The organism is Tistrella mobilis, assembly GCF_039634785.1.
Lineage (GTDB): Bacteria > Pseudomonadota > Alphaproteobacteria > Tistrellales > Tistrellaceae > Tistrella > Tistrella mobilis.
The window spans coordinates 69,329-88,444 of the sequence record NZ_JBBIAB010000021.1 but is presented as its reverse complement, the minus strand read 5'-3'; the positions used below and the strand labels follow the sequence as shown (position 1 = coordinate 88,444).

General features: G+C 68.9%; 17 protein-coding genes and 1 pseudogene. 13 read left to right on the top strand and 5 right to left on the bottom strand.

The features are described from left to right. From WI697_RS22640 to WI697_RS22595, 10 genes and pseudogenes are all read left to right on the top strand, one after another. Positions 1 to 114 (top strand): annotated as a pseudogene (locus tag WI697_RS22640) (ISAs1 family transposase); the annotation flags it as partial. A 130-nt stretch (positions 115 to 244) separates the two neighbouring features. Next, positions 245 to 1,450, top strand: coding sequence for a deoxyguanosinetriphosphate triphosphohydrolase (locus WI697_RS22635; protein ID WP_345960013.1), 1,206 nt, complete (start codon positions 245 to 247; stop codon positions 1,448 to 1,450). Position 1,451: 1 nt separating this feature from the next. Further along, on the top strand, positions 1,452 to 3,197 hold the full coding sequence (gene argS, locus WI697_RS22630) for an arginine--tRNA ligase (RefSeq protein ID WP_014745025.1): 1,746 nt from the start codon (positions 1,452 to 1,454) through the stop codon (positions 3,195 to 3,197). Further along, positions 3,197 to 4,231, top strand: coding sequence for an SPOR domain-containing protein (locus WI697_RS22625; protein WP_296712198.1), 1,035 nt, complete (start codon positions 3,197 to 3,199; stop codon positions 4,229 to 4,231). Before argS ends, WI697_RS22625 begins: the two co-directional genes overlap by 1 nt. Continuing rightward, positions 4,228 to 5,274: a beta-N-acetylhexosaminidase gene (gene nagZ, locus WI697_RS22620; protein WP_062761348.1), complete on the top strand. Its 1,047-nt coding sequence runs from the start codon at positions 4,228 to 4,230 to the stop codon at positions 5,272 to 5,274. The genes WI697_RS22625 and nagZ overlap by 4 nt, the downstream gene beginning before the upstream one ends. A 21-nt stretch (positions 5,275 to 5,295) precedes the next feature. Further along, a complete protein-coding gene (locus tag WI697_RS22615) occupies positions 5,296 to 6,225 on the top strand; it encodes a segregation and condensation protein A (RefSeq protein ID WP_345960012.1) in 930 nt (309 codons plus the stop codon). Next, positions 6,215 to 6,886, top strand: a complete 672-nt coding sequence (gene scpB / locus WI697_RS22610; RefSeq protein ID WP_345960011.1) for an SMC-Scp complex subunit ScpB — start codon at positions 6,215 to 6,217, stop codon at positions 6,884 to 6,886. The genes WI697_RS22615 and scpB overlap by 11 nt, the downstream gene beginning before the upstream one ends. 126 nt (positions 6,887 to 7,012) lie before the next feature. Beyond that, positions 7,013 to 8,269, top strand: coding sequence for an NHLP bacteriocin system secretion protein (locus tag WI697_RS22605; protein ID WP_345960010.1), 1,257 nt, complete (start codon positions 7,013 to 7,015; stop codon positions 8,267 to 8,269). Next, positions 8,266 to 10,530 carry an NHLP family bacteriocin export ABC transporter peptidase/permease/ATPase subunit gene (locus WI697_RS22600; protein ID WP_345960009.1) on the top strand — a complete coding sequence of 755 codons (2,265 nt, stop codon included), beginning with the start codon at positions 8,266 to 8,268 and terminating at the stop codon, positions 10,528 to 10,530. The genes WI697_RS22605 and WI697_RS22600 overlap by 4 nt, the downstream gene beginning before the upstream one ends. Continuing rightward, a complete protein-coding gene (locus WI697_RS22595) occupies positions 10,527 to 13,538 on the top strand; it encodes an NHLP bacteriocin export ABC transporter permease/ATPase subunit (RefSeq protein WP_345960008.1) in 3,012 nt (1,003 codons plus the stop codon). Before WI697_RS22600 ends, WI697_RS22595 begins: the two co-directional genes overlap by 4 nt. Before the next feature lie 24 nt (positions 13,539 to 13,562). Here WI697_RS22595 and WI697_RS22590 read toward each other — a convergent pair whose 3' ends face one another. The 4 genes from WI697_RS22590 to WI697_RS22575 are packed head-to-tail and all read right to left on the bottom strand — an operon-like array spanning position 13,563 to position 16,371. Next, positions 13,563 to 14,150 carry a YqhG/Tai3 family protein gene (locus tag WI697_RS22590; protein ID WP_062761344.1) on the bottom strand — a complete coding sequence of 196 codons (588 nt, stop codon included), beginning with the start codon at positions 14,148 to 14,150 and terminating at the stop codon, positions 13,563 to 13,565. Positions 14,151 to 14,176: 26 nt separating this feature from the next. Continuing rightward, positions 14,177 to 15,571, bottom strand: coding sequence for a TolC family outer membrane protein (locus WI697_RS22585; protein ID WP_345960007.1), 1,395 nt, complete (start codon positions 15,569 to 15,571; stop codon positions 14,177 to 14,179). Continuing rightward, complete coding sequence (locus tag WI697_RS22580; RefSeq protein WP_345960006.1) at positions 15,568 to 15,870, bottom strand: hypothetical protein; 303 nt, start codon at positions 15,868 to 15,870, stop codon at positions 15,568 to 15,570. Before WI697_RS22580 ends, WI697_RS22585 begins: the two co-directional genes overlap by 4 nt. A gap of 6 nt (positions 15,871 to 15,876) precedes the next feature. Further along, positions 15,877 to 16,371 carry an NHLP leader peptide family RiPP precursor gene (locus WI697_RS22575; protein WP_345960005.1) on the bottom strand — a complete coding sequence of 165 codons (495 nt, stop codon included), beginning with the start codon at positions 16,369 to 16,371 and terminating at the stop codon, positions 15,877 to 15,879. Between the two features lie 290 nt (positions 16,372 to 16,661). Between WI697_RS22575 and WI697_RS22570 the strand changes: the two genes are divergently transcribed. The 3 genes from WI697_RS22570 to WI697_RS22560 all read left to right on the top strand — a co-directional run bounded on the left by WI697_RS22570 (position 16,662) and on the right by WI697_RS22560 (position 18,284). Further along, positions 16,662 to 17,336, top strand: a complete 675-nt coding sequence (locus tag WI697_RS22570; protein ID WP_197465008.1) for a response regulator transcription factor — start codon at positions 16,662 to 16,664, stop codon at positions 17,334 to 17,336. A gap of 376 nt (positions 17,337 to 17,712) precedes the next feature. Continuing rightward, entirely contained in the window at positions 17,713 to 17,964 is a 252-nt protein-coding gene (locus WI697_RS22565) for a hypothetical protein (protein WP_014745038.1), read from the top strand. Between the two features lie 134 nt (positions 17,965 to 18,098). Continuing rightward, entirely contained in the window at positions 18,099 to 18,284 is a 186-nt protein-coding gene (locus WI697_RS22560; protein ID WP_014745039.1) for a YqaE/Pmp3 family membrane protein, read from the top strand. Between the two features lie 78 nt (positions 18,285 to 18,362). Here the strand turns inward: WI697_RS22560 and WI697_RS22555 are convergent, their stop codons facing one another. Further along, entirely contained in the window at positions 18,363 to 19,082 is a 720-nt protein-coding gene (locus WI697_RS22555; RefSeq protein ID WP_062761339.1) for a peptidase, read from the bottom strand. Positions 19,083 to 19,116: the final 34 nt, after the last annotated feature.

The window sequence follows — 19,116 nt, the reverse complement described above, 5'->3', positions numbered from 1 at the left end:
CTCGCCCTCAACGTCCTCAAAACGGCCAGGCCGTCCATCTCCATCCGTCGCAAGCGAAAGCGATCCGGATGGTCCGACGCATTCGCCCGATCCGTCATCGGGCAAATGCGATAGCCCTGGGCGGTTGCCCTCGGGCAGTTGATGGGCTTCCGGCTTCGGCGTAGCCTGGAAGGGCCTGACCGGGTGGAAGGGCCTGACCGGGCCGCCCCGGCGCCGGCACCGCCGAGAGGTCGACGAGGAGATCATGGCCGCAGCCGACCCCCGGGACAGCTCGTCCCGTCTCGCCCCCTATGCCTGCCGCCCGACCCGCGGCCGGCTGATCGACGAGCCCGAAAGCCTGATCCGCTCGCCTTTTCAGCGGGATCGCGACCGGGTGGTTCACGCCCGGGCCTTCCGCCGGCTGATGTACAAGACCCAGGTCTTCGTCAGCCACGAGGGCGACCATTACCGCACCCGCCTGACCCACAGCCTGGAGGTGGCGCAGATCAGCCGCACCATCGCCCGGGTGCTGGGCCTTGATGAGGATCTGGCCGAGGTGGTGGCGCTGGCCCATGATCTGGGCCATCCGCCCTTCGGCCATGCCGGCGAGGAAGCGCTGGCCCAGGCGGCCGCGGATTTCGGCGGTTTCGACCACAATGTCCAGGCGCTTCGGGTGATCACCATGTTCGAGCGGCGCTATGCCGCCTTCGACGGGCTGAACCTCAGCTGGGAAACCATCGAGGGGATCGCCAAGCATAACGGGCCCATGACCGGGCCGCTGGCCGATCCCCGCCCCAAGCCGCCGGTGGTGACCGAGACCCTGGCCGCGATCAGCAGCATCAAGCCGCTGGATCTGGACGGCTGGCCGTCGATCGAGGCGCAGGTGGCGGCCCTGGCCGATGACGTCGCCTATATCACCCACGACATCGACGACGGGCTCCGGGCCGGGCTGCTGTCGATTGCGGATGTGGCGGAACAGCCGCTGGCGGGGCCGCTGCTGAAGCAGCTGGTGGCCGCGTATCCGGGGCTTGAACAGCGCCGGCTGATCGGCGAACTTCTGCGCCGCCTGATCGATCGCATGGTCACGGATCTGATCACGGAAACCCGGCGGCGGATCGCTGCGGCGGGCATCGCCCATGCGGATGATGCACGGGCGTTGGGCGCGCCGACGGTTGCGTTTTCCGCCGAGATGGACCAAGACAGGCACGCGATCAAAGCCTATCTGTTCGGCGCGCTCTATCGCCATGTCCGGGTCAACCGGATGACGTCGAAGGCGCGCCGGGTGGTGCGGGATCTGGTGGCGCTGTTCCTGGCCGAGCCGGAATGCCTGCCCGAGGGCTGGCGTGAACGGGCCGAAGGGCCGGGGAATGCCGCCACCGCCCGCGTGGTCGTGGACTATGTTGCGGGTATGACCGACAGGCATGCCCGCGACGAGTACGAAAAGTTGTTCAACCCATTCGTCAGGACGTGACGTGAGCGTCTTCGAAGAGTTTCGCGCCAGAATCGCCGGCATCGTCGGGGCGCTCGGGACCGAGGGCCGCCTGCCGGCCGATCTGGACACCGCCAACATCTCCGTGGAACCGCCGCGTGATGCCGCCCATGGCGATCTCGCGACCAATGCCGCCCTGGTGCTGGCCAAGGCGGCCCGCATGAAACCGCGTGACATTGCGGAGGCGCTGGCCGAGAGGCTGCGCGCCGACGGCGATGTCGAGACGGTGGACGTGGCCGGCCCCGGCTTCGTGAACCTGCGCCTGTCGCCCGCCTATTGGCAGGGCGTGGTGCGGAGCGTGCTGGCCGCCGGGACCGCCTATGGCGATCTGACTGCCGGCGCGGGCCGGCGGGTCAATATCGAATATGTCTCGGCCAACCCGACCGGGCCGATGCATGTCGGCCATGCCCGTGGCGCCGTGGTCGGCGACGTGCTGGCCAGCCTGCTGATCAAGGCCGGCTATACCGTCTGCCGCGAATACTACATCAATGATGCGGGCAGCCAGATCGAGGTGCTGGCACGGTCGGTCCATATCCGCTACCGCGAGGCGCTTGGCGAGACGGTGGGCGAGATTCCGGCCGGCCTCTATCCGGGCGATTATCTGGTGCCGCTGGGCCAGGCGCTGGCCGCCGAATTCGGCGACCGCTGGGCGGCAGCCCCCGACAGCGAATGGCTGCCGGTGTTCAAGGCCCGTGCCGTCGAGGCGATGATGGCCCTGATCCGCGACGATCTGGCGGCGCTGGGCGTGCGCCACGACGTGTTTTCGTCGGAAAAGGTGCTGCACGACAACGGGGCGATCGATGCCGCCCTGGCGGCGCTGACCCAGGCCGGGCACATCTATGAAGGCGTGCTGGAGCCGCCCAAGGGCAAGCTGCCCGACGACTGGGAGCCGCGCCCGCAGACCCTGTTCCGCGCCACCGATTTCGGCGACGATGTCGACCGCGCGCTGAAGAAGTCCGACGGCGCCTATACCTATTTCGCCGCCGACATCGCCTATCATTTCGACAAATACCGTCGTGGCTGGCCGGAACAGATCGACGTTCTGGGCGCCGATCATGGCGGCTATGTCAAGCGGATGAAGGCCGCCGTGAAGGCGATTTCGGGCGGCGAGGCCGAACTCGACGTCAAGCTCTGCCAGCTGGTCAATCTGATGGCCAATGGCGAGCCGGTAAAGATGTCCAAGCGTGCCGGCACCTTCGTCACCCTGCGCGAGGTTGTGGACGAGGTCGGCCGCGATGTGGTCCGCTTCATCATGCTGACCCGCAAGAACGATGCGACGCTCGATTTCGACCTCGCGAAGGTCACCGAGCAGTCGCGCGACAACCCGGTCTGGTACGTTCAGTACGCCCATGCCCGTGCCCGATCCGTCCAGCGCAATGCGAAGGACCAGATGGGCATCGAGGCGCCGGCCGCCGATGCCGCACCGCTTCATCGTCTGACCCATGATGCCGAACTGGGCCTGATCCGCCGCCTGGCCGAATGGCCGCGGGTGGTGCAGGGCGCGGCCGATGCACATGAGCCACACCGAATCGCCTTTTATCTCCAGGACTTGGCCGCAGAACTTCATGGACTGTGGACGAAAGGCCGAGAGGATGAGAGCCTGCGGATCATCGTGGCTGACGATCCCGAGATCGTCGCCGCCCGCCTGGCACTGATCGAGGCCGCCCGTCTGGTGATCGCCTCGGGGCTGGGCGTGATGGGTGTGCAACCGGTCGAGGAGCTGCACTGATGCCGCAACCGCCGCTCAACGGCGACGACGAGGGCGGGCTTCGCGCCGAGCCGCGCCGGCCCGCCGCAGGGCCGCGGCCGCCGCGCGACGACGACTTCGAACCCGCCGGCCATGTCCCGCTGCCGCGGCGCCATCGCCTGCGTCCGGTCGCCGTGGCGGCGGCGCTGATCCTGTTCGGCGGCCTGGTCTGGTACGCCTTCGATCAGCGCGACGTGTCGATGCGTGATGCCCCGCCGCCGCTGATCACCGCCGATCAGACACCGATGAAATCCTTGCCCAAGGATCCGGGCGGCATGGAAGTGCCGCATCGCGACAAGACCGTCTACGACGCGCTCGGCGGCGGCACCGAAACCGGAACCGAGCCCGAGCGGGCGCCGGTGGAGCGGCTGATGCCGCCGCCGGAGGACCCCATCCTGCCGGAACCGGATGAAGGTGCGCTGGTGGCCGAGGCGCCGGACGCGGCCGGGCAGGAGGTCGCGCAGGCCCAGAACCAGACACCGGAGCAGCCGGCCGTGCAGGAGGCGCCGGCCCAGGCGGCGCCGGTTCCCGCCCAGCCGCAGCCGCAGGCGCCTGCCGAGACGCCGAAACCGGTGGAACAGGCGAAACCCGCCCCCGAGGCCCCGAAGCCGGTCGAGCCGGCCAGGCCCGTGGAGCCCGCCAAACCCGTCGAGCAGGCCAAGCCCGTCGAGCAGACGAAGCCGGCCGAAGCCCCGAAGCCTGTCGAGCCGCCGAAGTCTCCGGATCTGCGCGACGTGCGCACCGGCGCCGATGCGACGGCCTCGCTGGCCGGCTGGAAGGTTCAGCTGGGTGCCTTCGGCGACGAGGCCGGCGCGCGCAAGGGCTGGGACACATTGCGCACCCGTAACAAGGAACTGGTCGCCGGCCTGCAGCCGGTGATCGTTCCGGTCAAGGTGAAGGACAAGGGTACCTTGTATCGACTCCAGGCCGGTCCGCTGGCCGACGGTGCCGCCGCCAAGGCGCTCTGCGGCCGCTTTGCCCAGGCGAAGCTCGCCTGCTTCCCGGTGGCACCATGAGCACGCCCGCAACCCCCTCGTGTCCGGCCGATCTGCGCCCGATCATCATCGGCTGCCAGGGGCTGAAGCTGACGGCAGAGGAACGGGCGATCATCGCCGGCGAACGCCCGCTGGGGCTGATCGTGTTCGCCCGCAATGTCGACGAACCCGAGCAGCTGTCGGCACTGGTGGCCGAATTCCGTGCGGCGGCGGGCAATCCCTACGCCCCCGTCCTGATCGACCAGGAGGGCGGCCGCGTCCGCCGGCTGAAGCCGCCGCATTGGGGCATGGTGCCGCCGGCAGGGGCCATCGGCCGTCTGCATGCCAAGGATCCGGCCGCGGGGCTGACCGCGGCGCGGCTGACCGGACGGCTGATCGGTCACGACCTGATCGCGCTCGGCATCGACGTCAATTGTGCGCCGGTGGCCGATATCCGCTTCGCCCACGCCCATGAAGTGATCGGCGACCGCGCCTTTTGCGCCGATCCGGTCAAGGTGGCGGCGCTGGCCGGCGCCATGGCGGCGGGGTTGGGCGAGGCCGGCGTGCAGCCGGTGGTGAAGCATATCCCCGGCCATGGCCGGGCCGAGACCGACAGCCATGCGGAACTGCCGGTGGTCGATGCCGATCTGGACGCGCTTCGGGCAGCCGATTTCGCTCCCTTCCTGGCGCTCAACCGCCTGCCCTGGGCGATGACCGCCCATGTCGCCTATCCGGCGATCGATCCAGATCTGCCGGCGACCCTGTCGGCAAAGGTGATCGACGAAGTGATCCGCCGCGAAATCGGCTTCGACGGCGTGCTGCTGTCCGACGACGTCTGCATGGCGGCGCTGGAGGGCGACATGTCCTGGCGGGCGAATTCGGCGCTGGCGGCCGGTTGTGATGCGGTGCTCCACTGCAACGGCAACACGGCCGAGACCCGTGCGGTGCTGGAAGCGGCGCCGCTGGTGACGGCCGAAGCCCGGCGGCGGCTGACGGCAGCGGCCGCCTGGGCGGCCAAGCGACGCCTGGCCCAGCTGGACGTTGCGGCCGATCGCAAGGCGCTTGCCGGCCTGATCGGCGACTGACCGGGTTCGGGGGCCGGTGACATGGCCGGCGACATCGGGCATGGCCCCATATCGGACATGACGGCATCGGATGCGGCGTCGCCGCCGCGTCCGATGCAGCTTGTGCTGGACCTCGACGGTTTCGAAGGGCCGATCGACCTGTTGCTGTCGCTCGCCCGCGACCAGAAGGTCGATCTGCAGAAGATTTCCATCACCCGGCTGGCCGATCAGTATCTGGGCTTCATCGCCGAGGCCCGCCGCCGCCATCTGGAACTGGCGGCGGATTATCTGGTGATGGCCGCCTGGCTCACCTACCTGAAATCACGCCTGCTGCTGCCGGACGAGGCACCGTCTGCGGATGAAGACGAGCCGTCGGCCGAGGAGATGGCGGCGGCCCTGGCCCTGCGGCTGCGCCGGCTGGAGGCGATGCGGCGGGCGGGCGAGGCGCTGCGCGCCCGGCCGCGGCTGCTGCTGGACCGGTTTCCCGCGGGCGGGGCAGGGGCGGCGGTCAGAATCGTGGAGCGTCAGGCGACCGACGGCTATGGCGACCTGATCGCCGCCTATGCCCGGATCGCGGAGCGGCGCTTTCGTAATGTGCTGACGGTGACCCCGTCGCGGCTGATGACCATCGATCAGGCGATCGAACGGCTGGGGACCCTGCTGCCGGGGCTGCCGCGGCGTTGGGTGCCGCTGATCGGCCTTCTGCCCGATCTGCCGGCCCCCCGGCCGCTGCCGGCGACGGGCGACCCGCTGGCCTTGGCGGCGGCCGAGGCGGCGGCCGCGCGCGCCAGACGGCTGGAGCGACGCTCTGCCCTGGCGGCCAGCTTCGTGGCGGTGCTGGAACTGGCCCGTCAGGGCCGGCTTGCGGTGGCGCAGAGGCAGGGCGGCGGGCCGCTGATGGTGCATCCGGACGCCCGGGCCCCCATGGACGAGATCCAGACGGATGACGAGGAGGGCGGAGATGAGCGATGACGACACGGAGCGTTTCGCCCATGCGCGCCGCGTGATCGAGGCGGTGCTGTTCGCCAGCGCCGAGCCGCTCGGCCGTGACCGGCTGGCCGAGTATCTGCCGGCGGGGGCCCCGATCGATGCCGTGCTGGACAGTCTGGCCGCCGATTATGCCGGGCGCGGGGTGGAGCTGGTGCGCCGCGACGACGCCTGGGCCTTCCGTACCGCCCCCGATCTGGCCCCCCATCTGCAGGCGCGGGTGGTGGAGCCGCGCCGGCTGGGGCGGGCGGCGCTGGAGGTGCTGGCGATCATCGCCTATCACCAGCCGGTGACCCGGGCCGAAATCGAGGAAATCCGCGGCGTGGCCCTGGCGCGCGGGACGCTGGACCTGCTGATCGAAACCGGTTTCGTGCGCCCCCGCGGCCGGCGGCAGGCGGTGGGGCGGCCGCTCGAATGGGCAACGACGCCCCATTTTCTGGATCATTTCGACCTGGCGTCGCTGGCCGACCTGCCGGGGCTGGACGAATTGAAAGCCGCCGGCCTGCTGGGGCAGGGGCGCGGCATCGCCGATTATGCCGCCGATCAGGAACAGCCGGCCCTGCCGCTGGAACCCCGACCGAAGCCGAGCGGACGGCTTGGCGGCTTCACCGCGGGGCTCGAGGGTGGCGACGTCAACAATGATTGATCCGGTCAACGTCAGCGCTTGCAGAGCTGCCGTCGGCAGGGAAGGTTCGGCGGTCGATGGACAGCATTGGCCCTGGCGGCTAGCTTTGGGGCGGGATGCGGGTACGGGGGTGATGTCGGTCCGACGATGAATGCCAGCGGTATTTTCCGGAAGGCGGCCCTCGACCGTCTGTCTTCCCCCGAACAGCTTGATCAGACACTGACCGTCGCCAGCCCGCGGGGCTGGGCGGCGGCGCTTGTCGTGGCGGCGGCGATGGCCGGGGTCGTGGTCTGGTCGGTGGTGGGGGCGATCCCCGTGCGCAAGGCCGGGCAGGGGTTGCTGATCGCCGAGGGCGGCCGGGTTCTGGATGCCCCGGCGCTTGGGGCGGGGACGCTGTCCGAGCTTCTGGTCGGGCTGGGAGACGAGGTTACGGCCGGTGAGCCGGTGGCGCGGATCTCCAACCCGGACCTTTCCCTGCAACTTGCAAATCTGCGGGCGGTGGTGGCGGAACGCCGCGATGCCCGCACCCGGCTGGAGCAGGATCTTGCCGATGAAGCGCGCCTGCGGGAGGCGAGCCTGGCCGCCCAGCGCGAGGCGCTGGACACCCGTCTCAATGCCGCGCGCAGCCGGTTGTCCTATCAGCAGGGGCGTCTTTCGGATCTGGAGGCCCTGCTGGCCCAGAAGGTGGTGACGCGTGATGCGCTCGCCCGGGCCCGGGACGAGGTCGCCCAGGCCCGCCAGGATCTGGCCGAGGTGGAAAGCGGCACCGCCGATCTCCGTTCGCGGAAGATCGAGGCCGAGATCGCCGCCGAGCGCCGCCGCCGCGAGGCCGACGAGGCGATCGCCGAGGCGGAGCGCCGTGTTGCCGAGCTGGAGGCCCGGGCCGCCCGCGGCGCGGTGGTGACGGCACCCGAGACGGGGCGGGTGACCGAGATCAAGCAGCTGCCCGGCGCCCAGCTGAGCGCCGGCCAGGCGGTGCTGGCCCTGCAGACCGGCGGCGAGACGCTGGAAGTGGTGATGTTCGTGCCGCCGGCCGACGGCAAGGCGATCCGGCCGGGCATGCCGGTGCAGATCAGCCCATCGACGGCGCCGCGCGAGAGCTTCGGCACGCTGACCGGCGAACTGGTCTCGGTGTCGGATTTCCCGGTCTCTTCCGACGGTATCCGGGCGATCGTGGACAATCCGGGGCTGGTGGAGAGTTTCGTTCAGGCGGGCCCGCCCTTCCTGGCCCGGGTCCGCATTGATCGTGATCCGTCGAGCACCTCGGGCTATCGCTGGACCTCGTCCAAGGGCAGCGATCTTGCGCTTTCGGCCGGTACGCTGGCCTCGGTCGAGGTCGAGACCGCGACCGAGCGGCCGATCGACATGGTGATCCCGCTGCTCAAGGAGTGGACCGGGCTGTGACCGCGCCTGCCGCGGCGCCCGCCGCTCCTGAAAGCCTGATCAAGCCCAACGCGCCGCAGGGCGGGCGTCGCTTCCGTGTGCCGACCATCCTGCAGATGGAGGCGACCGAATGCGGAGCCGCCTCGCTTGCCATGATCATGGCCCATCACGGGCTCTGGCTGCCGCTCGAGGTGCTGCGCCGGGAATGCGGCGTGTCGCGCGACGGCTCCAAGGCCGCCAATCTGCTCAGGGCCGCGCGCCGCTACGGCTTCGAGGCCCGCGGCTACCGGCGCGAGCCCGACAGCGTGGTCAACCTGCCCTTCCCGATGATCGTGTTCTGGAACTTCAACCACTTCGTGGTTCTGGAAGGGGTGGATGCGAAGCGCGACCGGGTCTGGATCAATGATCCGGCCATGGGGCCGCGGGCGATGACGGTGGAGGAATTCGACCAGGGCTTCACCGGCGTGTGTCTGGCCTTCCGCCCGACGCCGGAGTTCAAGCGCGGCGGTCGCCCGCCGGGGCTGTTCAAGGCCTTTGCCGAGAGGCTGCGCGGCAGCGGCCCGGCACTCGCCATGGTGCTGATGCTGACCCTGATGCTGGTGCTGCCGGGGCTGGCGCTGCCGGTCTTCTCCAAGCTTTTCGTCGACGGCGTGCTGATCGGCGACGAGCAGGACTGGCTGAAACCGCTGCTGATCGGCATCGGGCTGACCGCGATCATCCGGGCCGGGCTCGATTGGGCGCAGATGCGCTATCTGGCCCGGCTGGAACTGAAGCTGGCGATTTCGGGCTCGGCCAAGCTGCTCTGGCATGTTTTCCGATTGCCGGTGGAGTTCTTCCTTCAGCGCTACCACGGCGACGTGGCGATGCGGGTGGAATCCGGCGACCGGATCGCCCAGCTGCTGTCGGGCGAGTTTGCGACCAATGCGGTCGGGCTGGTCACCATGGTCTTCTATGCCGTGGTCATGATCGGCTATTCGCCGCTGCTGGGGGCTGTGGGCATCGGCCTCGCCCTGGTCAATGCGGTGGTGCTGAAGCTGGCCCAGCGGGCGCGGGAAGATGGCGGCCGGCGTCTTGCCCGCGAACAGGGCGCCCTGGCGGCGACCTCCATGAGCGGCATCCAGCTGCTGGAGACCCTGAAGGCGAGCGGCGGCGAGAGCGATTTCTTCGCCCGCTGGGCGGGTGTCCATGCCCGCTATCTGAACGCCCTGCAGCAGGTGGGCCGCATCACCTCGTGGGTCAATGCGGTGCCGGCTTTCATGGCGGCACTCACCTCGGCCGTGATCCTGGGCATCGGCGGTCTGGAGGTGATGTCGGGCGCCATCACGGTCGGCGGCCTGGTGGCGGTGCAGAGCCTGCTCGCCAGCTTTTCGGCGCCGATTGCCGGGCTGATGCAGTTCGGCGGCGAGTTGCATGGGATCAAGGGCCAGGTGGCGCGCATCGACGACGTGTTGCGCTATGACGTCGATCCCACGCTCGATACCACCGAAAAGGTGATGCGGATCGATGCGCCCTCGGGCCGCAGGCTGCCGCAGCGTCTGCGCGGCGAGGTGCGGATCGAGAATCTGACCTTCGGCTACAACAAGGCCGAAGCGCCGCTGATCGACGACTTCTCCCTGACCATCCGCCCGGGCCAGCGCGTGGCGCTGGTCGGTGGATCGGGCAGCGGCAAGTCCACCGTGGCGCGTGTGGTCTGCGGACTTTACCGTCCGTGGAGCGGGCGGGTGCTGTTCGACGGCATCCCAGCCGAAGACCTGCCCCATGCCTATTTCGCCGGCTCCATCGCCTCGGTCGACCAGGACATTTTCCTGTTCGAGGGCACGGTGCGCGAGAACGTCACCATGTGGGACGATACGATCAGCGAGGCCGCCGTCACCCGGGCGCTGCGGGACGCGGCGCTGCTGGACCTGATCGAGGCACGGCCCGGCCGCTACGACTCACCCGTGGCCGAGAACGGCGCGAATTTCAGCGGCGGCCAGCGTCAGCGGCTGGAGATCGCCCGTGCGCTGGTCGGCGACCCGGCGGTGCTGATCCTGGACGAGGCGACCAGTGCGCTCGACACCCAGATCGAGAAGATCATCGACGAGCGCCTGCGCCACCGCGGCTGCACCTGCCTGATCGTCGCCCACCGGCTGTCGACCATCCGCGATTGCGACGAGATCATCGTGCTGGAACGGGGGCGTATCGCCCAGCGCGGCCGGCACGAGGATATGATCCGCGAGGACGGCCCCTATGCGCGGCTGATCCGGTCCGAACAGGCCGATGCGGCCAGGGGGCGCGGATGACCGCGGCATCGTCTGACAGCGCCGGTCTGCCGGCGATCGATCCGGAACTCGTCGAGGCCAAGGCCGAGCTGCTGGCCAAGATCGACGGCGTGCGGCGCCAGGTCGGCTATCACAATCCCTTCCTGCTCGACCGGCCCGATCTCATCTGGCTGGTGCTGGAAGGTGCGGTCGATCTTTATGCCGTGCCGGTGCGTGACGGCGAGGTGATCGGCGTCGGCATTCATGTCGGCCGGGTGCCGGCCGGCGAGCTGGTGTTCTCGCCCGGCCTGGTGCCGTCGGCAGGGGCGCTGGTCGCGGCGGAAGAGGGGGCCGATCTGGCACTCCGCGCCGTCGCCGTGATGGGTACCGAACTCTTCGAGGCGAAGCGCGCCGACGTTGCCGAGGGCGATTTCGACCTGATCGTGGTCGACTGGCTGGACCGCTGGATCGGCCATATGGCCGGGCTTGCGGTGCCAGGCGCCGGTGCCCGCGCGGCCGAGCTTCTGGAAGCCGAGCCGGGCCAGGAGGTGCCGGCCGGTCGGGTGCTGGGGCCGCAGCCCGAAGACGTGATCTGGGTTCAGTGCAACAGCGGCCGGGTGCGGCTGATGGGCCTGCCGGAGCTGGAATACGGCCGCAATGACCCGCCGATACCGGTCGCCCGCCATCTCTGGGTCGAGACGGCCGAGGATGCGATCCTCTCGCCGGCCTATACGCCGACGGTGCTGTTCCGCGACATGGCCTGGGAGGCGCTGGACGCTTTCCACCACATGGTGCTGACGGCCACCGCCCGGCGGCTTGCCGAGGCGGCCGAGCAGGATGGCGGCCGGCTGGAAACCCGTCGGGACGCCAGCCGGCGCCGGTTCGAGACCTCGCTCGGCCGCATCGGGCGCCTGCTCGACCGCCACGGGCAGACGGAGACGGCCGGCCTTGCCGAGGGTGCCGGCCCGCTTATTGCCGCGGTCGATCGTGTGGCCCGCGAGACCGGGATCGATCCGGCCTCGCGCGGCGCGAAGCCGCGCGGCAGACGGGTGCTCGACATCGCCCAGAGCCTGAGGCTGCGCTGTCGGCGGGTGACGCTGACCGGCGACTGGTGGCGCCGTCCGGGCGCACCCCTGGTCGCCTTCATCGGTGAGACCGGGGCGGGGGAGCGCGGCCGACCCGTGGCCCTGCTGCCCGCTGCCGATGGCCGCTGGCGGCTGGTCGATCCCGAGACCGACGGGCCGGACGGGCCGGGCCGACCGGTCACCCGTGCCGAGGTCGACAGCCTGAGCGGCGAGGGCTGGATGCTCTACCGGCCGTTCCCGGCCAAGCCGATGTCGGTGGGAGAGGTCTGGCGGTTCGGCCTGTACGGCCTGAAAGGCGATGTCCGCACGATCATGGCCTGCGGGCTGCTGGCGGCGCTGACCGGCCTGCTGACCCCGATCGCCAGCGGGGCGCTGTTTTCCAATGTCATTCCGCGGGCCGATCTGCAGACCCATCTCTGGGTGGTGCTGGCACTGCTGGCGGGTGCGGTCGGCATCCTGACCTTCGCCGTGGTGCGCGGCATTGCGCTGCTGCGGCTGCAGGCGACCATGGACAGCTCGGTACAATCGGCGGTCTGGGACCGGCTGCTTGCCCTGCCGGCACCCTTCTTCCGCCGGTTCACCGGCGGCGATCTGGCCGATCGTGCCAACAGCGTCTCGGCGATCCGTGAATTGCTGACCGGCTCGGCCTTGCAGGTGGGGCTGGATGCCCTGTTTTCGCTGGTCAGCCTGACCCTGCTGTTCTGGTACAGCGCGAAGCTCGCCCTGGTCGCACTGGGCGTACTGCTGGTCCAGGTGCTGGTGACGGGCATTCTGCTCAGGATCCAGCTGCCCGATCAGCGGGCGCTGCTCAGCCTGGGCGGGCGGATCGAGGGGCTGGTCTTCCAGCTGCTGACCGGGCTGTCCAAGCTGCGTGTGTCTGCTGCTGAACCGCGCGCCTTCGCCCGCTGGGCCGAAGAGTTTTCGGTGCGCAAGCGGCTGACCTATCGGGTGCGGCTGAATGCGGCGGCCCAGGGGGCGCTGGCGCAGCTTTTCCCCGTGCTGGGCACGCTGGCGGTCTATCTCTCGGTCGCGACCCTGCTGACCGGGCCCGACGGTCGGCCGGAATTCGGCATCGGCCCGTTCATGGCCTTCACTGCCGCTTTCGGCCAGCTGACCATGGCGATGACCTCTCTGGTCGCGACGGCCGGCACCGTGCTCGCCATCGTCCCGCTTTACGAACGGGTGACGCCGATCCTGACCGAGATGCCCGAGATCACCCCCGACCGGGCCCATCCGGGCGAGATCACCGGCCGGATCGAGTTCTCTCACGTCACCTTCGCTTACGCACCCGATGCGCCGCCGGTGCTGGACGATCTGTCGCTGACGATCGAATCGGGCGGCTATATCGCCTTCGTCGGCGAAAGCGGCTCGGGCAAGTCGACCCTGCTGCGCCTGCTGCTCGGTTTCGAGCTGCCGCAATCGGGCGGTGTCTATTTCGACGGCATGGATCAGGCCGGCCTGGACCTGACGGCACTCCGCCGGCAGATCGGCGTGGTGCTGCAGAACGGCCGGCTGATGTCGGGCAGCATTTTCGACAACATCGTCGGCTCCTGGCCGCTGACCCAGGACGATGCCTGGGCGGCGGCGCGCCTTGCAGGCCTGGACGAGGATATCCGGGCCCTGCCCATGGGCATGCACACGGTGCTGTCGGAAGGTGGCGGCACACTCTCGGGCGGGCAGCGCCAGCGGCTGATGATCGCCCGGGCCCTGGTCCACCGGCCACGCATCCTGGTGCTGGACGAGGCGACCAGCGCGCTCGACAACCGCACCCAGGCGATCGTCAATGACAGCATTTCGAAGCTGAACATGACCCGGATCGTGGTCGCGCATCGCCTGTCGACCATTCAGGACGCCCATCAGATCTATGTCATGAAATCGGGCCGGCTGGTGGAGCAGGGCGACTATCGCAGCCTGATGGCGCTGGACGGCGAATTCGCGGCCCTGGCCCGGCGCCAGCTGCTGTAGGCCCTCAGCCAGGGGACACGACCGTCAATCCGCCGTCGGCAGACCGGCCTCGGCTGCAGCGGCACTCTCGATCATGCCGCGCAGGCTGCCGGTGTTGGCGAAATCCCAGCGGCCGTCATAGACGACGTCATCGATCCGCCAGCCGTCATCGCCGCGCAGGATCGACAGGCGATCGGTCCAGCCGGTCATCAGCGTGCCGGCCTCGTAGGCATAGCGCAGCTCGACCGAGGCGGTGTTGCGCGCCAGGGTCACGGCGCCGACACGGCAGCTCGTGGCGCCCTCGAACAGGCTGGAGAACAGATCGCCATCGGCGAAGGGCGGTTTGTCGCCGGGGGCTTGGCGGATGGCGGCATCGTGAAGATGCCGGGCGGCGGTGAGCGCACCATCCAGGCCGAGGGTGATCAAAGGTTCAAGGGCGTGCCGTGCTGCGGGCGACGGCAGACCGCCGCCGCGGAGGTCCGGATAGACGGCACAGAAGGCCTCGGCGAGCTGTGAGACTTCGACCCCGTCTTCGGCCGCGGCAGCGCGCGCCGCATGGGCCTGGGCATCGAGCGTGGAGCCATAGATCTCTTCGGCGCGGGCGATATGCGGCAGGGCATTGCAGATCAGCATCGCCAGAAGCCATGCCGATGCCGTCTCTATTCCCCGGTGACCGGGTTTACGAACACGCGCCATTTGACCGCCTCATAATCGCCAGTCGGATCATGATACGGCACATCGAGCGCGAGTGCGCGCGCTTCCAGCCCGCCGGTCGCCGCCAGAACCCCGAAGGCGGCCACGACCACGTCGCGGCGCGCGCCGGCAAGCGCCTCGCTCGCATCGAGCAGGTCGCGCTGGGCATCGAGCAGGTCGATCAGCGGCCGCCGGCCCAGATCGACCTCGCGCGCGACGCCGTCGAGTGCGGTGGTTGCCGCCTCGACCTGCGCTTCGCGCGCGACGATGGCCGCACGGGCCGCGAGCATGTCGCGCCAGACCCGCTCGGTCCGCTCCACGATGCTGCGTTCGGTGGCAATGCGGGAGAGGCGGGCTTCGGCGGCGGTCTTGCGGGCCTCGCGCAGCCGGCTCTCGGCGATGCCGGCACTGTAGATCGGCACCGTCAGCTGCAGGCCGACCGCTGCGGCTTCGGTCTCCCGCGGGTTGACATCAAGGCTGGAGCGATTGCGGCTGAGGCTTCCGGTGACGGAGACCTTGGGCAGCAGGGCGCCGCGGCTGACCGCAATGCCGTCCGTCGCCGCCTCGGTGTCATAACCGGCGGCCACGATCTGGGGATTGGCTTCCCTGGCACGGAGCAGGGCGGCGCCCAGGGTGTCGGGCAGATGGGCGGGCAAGGGGGCCGGGGCCGGATCCGTCGGCTCCTGGCCGGTCACCGCAAGATAGGTGGCCTGCGATTTGGCGAGAGCGGCTTCGGCGGCGACCACCCGTGCCTCGGCATCGGCCACGCGCGCACGGGCCTGGGCAAGATCCGCGGCCGTGGCGTCGCCCAGATCGTGGAGGGCGCGGGTCTGATCCAGCCGTCGCACCAGCAGGTCACGGGCCTGGCGGTTCAGGTTCAGGACGTCCAGGTCCCGCGCGACATCCACATGGGCGGTGACTGCGGCGAGCAGCACCTCGCCCTCGGTGGTTCTGAGGCGGGCCCGCTCGGCCCTGATGGTGTTCTCGGCCCGGTCGAGCCCGGCGGAGGCGGCGCCGCCGCTATAGACCGGCTGGTTCAGGGTCAGCGCCTGCTGGTCCTGGCGATTGGTGCGGTTGACCACGCCGTCATAGGTCAGGTCCTGTACGTCGCGGCTGGCCGAGGCCGACAGGCTGGGCAGGAAACCGCCGAGCGCCTGCGGGCGCTGCTCGTTGACGACGTCGAGCCGTGCCCGCCCGACCGCCAGATCCGGATTGGCGAGATAGGCGGCGGCCAGGGTTTCGCGCAGGGTCTGTGCACCGGCCGGCGTGGTCACGGCCATGACAGCGGTGAGGATGACGGCAAAGGGCCAGGCATGGGGCTGCCGGCCTGGCCGGTGCCGGATCGGGGACCCGGCGCTCATCGGCTGCTGTCGGTCCTCGGGAAGAGACCCGCGGCAAAGGCCGCATCGCCGACCGTGACCACATCGCCGCCGACATCGGCGGCCTGGTCGATGTCGTCATAGGCCATCAGCGGCGAGGGCAGAACCAGATGCATCCGGTCACGCCGGTCTTCCAGCACCACAACCTCGCAGCCTTCGGGAACGTCCAGCCCGGCTTCGGCGAGGACAGCGGCCGGATCAGCCTTCAGCCGGTCGCGAAGGGCGGCGTCCCTGGCGGCACGGCGCAGCAGATCGGCCAGCATCCGGGTCACTTCACTCACGACCTGTCACCTTCCGCCCAGAGTGAATGTCACGCCGTCGGAGCCGAAAACCAACAGCATGTCGTCTCCAACAGGTGCAACGACCGGACCACCGACGCCGCCGGCGACGGCATCGAGGGCATCGTCCGCCAGATCGCCTCCGTCGGTATCCTGGGTGACCGGCGGAATGACCAGATGCACGCGATCCGGCGTGTTTTCGACCACGACGAGGCTGACATCGGCCGGCAGGTCGATGCCATGGGCCGCCAGGGCCTGACGCGGATCCGTCCTGCACAGGGCGCGGAATTCCGCATCCCGCCAGGCATGGTCGATGATGTCGCCAATGCGCTTGCGCAATTCGTCCGTCACCTGATCGTGAGAGGCTGTGCCCTTGTCCATGTTCCCGCCGCGATGGGCCCTTTGTTGCGGGGCCCGCACGCGCCCGCTTTCGCATTCAACGCTATGATCGACCTGTTTGGTAAATCCCACCACTGCCTGGGTCAATGGCCGTTTATGCGACATGCAAGATATCATGCGCATTGACGTACGATGCCATGCCGGCTGTGGCCGGAAGGTCGCGCCTGTTGCGCGAAGCGTTGCGTTCGTCAGGCCATCGGTGGTGGTCTGACCCGCCTGACGTCCTTTTCAGGATGCAAGCTTCGGCGCCCCGGTATATAAGGCGAGATAACAAGCAGTCCAAGGGTAGAGGCTGGCGGAGGACTATCCGCCGTGCGGGATGGATCGGGGGCAGAGGCGTGACTCTGCGGCATAACGGGGCGGCACTTCCGTCTGAACCTAGAGATCGCGTTGCCGTGCTGTCGGAAGACATCGGCGAGGCGCGTCGCATTGCCGACTACCTTAAAACTTCAGGATTAATATCTGCCGCCCTGATCGCCAATCGCGCAAGTTGTGATCAGCTTGCCGAACGGCCGGTGGATCTGGTGGTGCTTGACTGCGATGGTCGCACCGTCGACGGCCTGGCGCTGGGCCGGCGGATTCTTGCGCAGGGTCAGCCCGGTCTCGTGTTCGTCAGCAAGCGTGATGACGAGGTGGAACGGGTGATCGGCCTCGACATGGGCGCCGACGACTTCCTGGTCCGCCCCTTCAGCCTGCGGGAGCTGACCGCCCGGGTCCGCGCGGTCCTGAGGCGCCGGCGCATGGTGCCCGAGACGATCGGCGCAGACATCCGCCATGTTCGCGGCTGGACCATCGACCTCACCCGCCGCGAAATCGCCGATCCGGATGGGGAGGTGGTGCGGCTGACCCGCGGGGAATTCGACCTGCTGGCCGCCATCGTCCAGGCGGGCGGTCGGCCCGTCACCCGGGAATATCTGCTGGAAGTGGTGTCGAAGCGGGCGGATGCGGTGTCCGACCGCACGGTGGTGACCCTGATCAGCCGCCTGCGCCGCAAGCTGGACCGCGGCGCCGGGGATCTGGACCTGATCCGCACCGAGCCGGGTGTCGGCTACCGGATTACTGCCGACTGACCCTGTCGGCCCATCCGCCATAAAGTTCCCTGCGTACTGAATATGACACAGATCCCGCCACGCCACGTGCTGTAAAGCACACCGCCTGTCCAGTGTGTCATGAAAAGGGCGTGGCGTGTCGCTGAGTATTGTGGTGTAGAGGAAGATGCGGCTGTTCAAGGCCCCATCTTTGTTTCATGCAATCGAAGGCGGTCGCCCCTACATTCTCCTCATAGCCGAGGCGCACACGACCTGCTGATGTCAAGACATCGACCGTGGCGCCACAGATCGTCGAACCGGCCCGCGCGTCCCCCGATGCGCACCGCTCTTGCAACCAGATCATGCAATGGCTGGCCCATTCCCGGCGACGGTCCCCTGAAGGAGGAGCACCGAAACCATGTCCGCCATGAAGCATAGCCCCAAAGCCCTTGCCGCCGCCGCCGTCTGTGTTGCGGCCCTTGCCCTGGCTGCCTGCGGTAACTCGCCTGAACGCCGCGGCCTGACCGGTGCCGGCCTGGGTGCCGGTGCGGGTGCCGCGATCGGTGCCGCCACGGGCGGCAGCGTGCTTGGCGGCGCCCTGGTCGGCGGTGCGGCCGGTGGCCTGACCGGCGCGCTGACCGACAAGGACGACATCGACATCGGCGACTGATCGCCACCCCGACGGTTCCCGTCGCAAAAATATCACGGGGCGGTACGGTCGACGTGACCGGCCGCCCTCCTCACATATCGGTCAGCTTTCGCACCCTGCGCGAGCCGCCTTTCCCGAAAGACGGAGGTCCATCCATGGAGGGACGCAACGACAGCTTTCTGGGCGACCTGTTCCGCATCATCGTCGCGGTGATCCTGCCGCCGCTGGGCGTGTTGCTGGAGGTCGGCCTGACCAAGCACTTCTGGATCAACATCCTGCTGACGCTGCTTGGCTGGCTGCCCGGCATCATCCATGCGGTGTGGGTCATCAGCCGTCGCTGAGGCCGCCCGTCATAAGGAAAGGCCCCGATCCCTGGCGGGATCGGGGCCTTTTTCATGCGGCGTCGTTGAAGGGCGCTGTCACCACTCCGGATCGGGAAGATCCAGATAGGCCGCACGCAAGGCCTCGGACCAGCGCTGGCGGATGGAAAGGAAATAGGGATCGGTCTCGTCGATCCGCCGCTCGAGGTCGTATTCGAAGGTGTCGGTGCGGATCACGGTCAGATCGATCGGCATGCCCACCGACAGATTGCTGCGCAAGGTGCTGTCCATCGAGATCATGGCCAGCTTGATCGCGTCGTGAATGCGGGTCTCCGGCCCCATCACCCGGTCGAGGATCGGCTTGCCGTATTTGTGTTCGCCGATCTGGAGGTAGTGGGTATCGCTCATCGCTTCGATGAAATTGCCGGCCGAATAGATCTGGAACAGACGGATCTCGCCGCCGCGGATCTGGCCGCCGAGCAGGAAGGTGACGTTGAAGGCGGTATCATGGGCTTCCAGCGCCGGGCCGTCGGCACGGTGGACGGCCCGGATCGACTCGCCGACGATTTCGGCTGCCGAAACCATGTCCGGGGCATCGTCCAGGTGGCGGCCGTCTTCCAGCCCGCGCCGCAGGCGATTGACCACCGCCTGGGTGATGGCGAGGTTGCCGGCAGCGGTCAGGCAGAGCACCGACTTGCCGGGGCGTCCCCAGAGCGTGGTCTTGCGATAGGTCGAGATGTTGTCGACGCCGGCATTGGTCCGGGTGTCGGAGAGCATCACCAGTCCGGCGCGCATCTTCAATCCGACGCAGTATGTCATGAGGGTGGGGATCCGTGTGAGGGGCGCGGTGTCG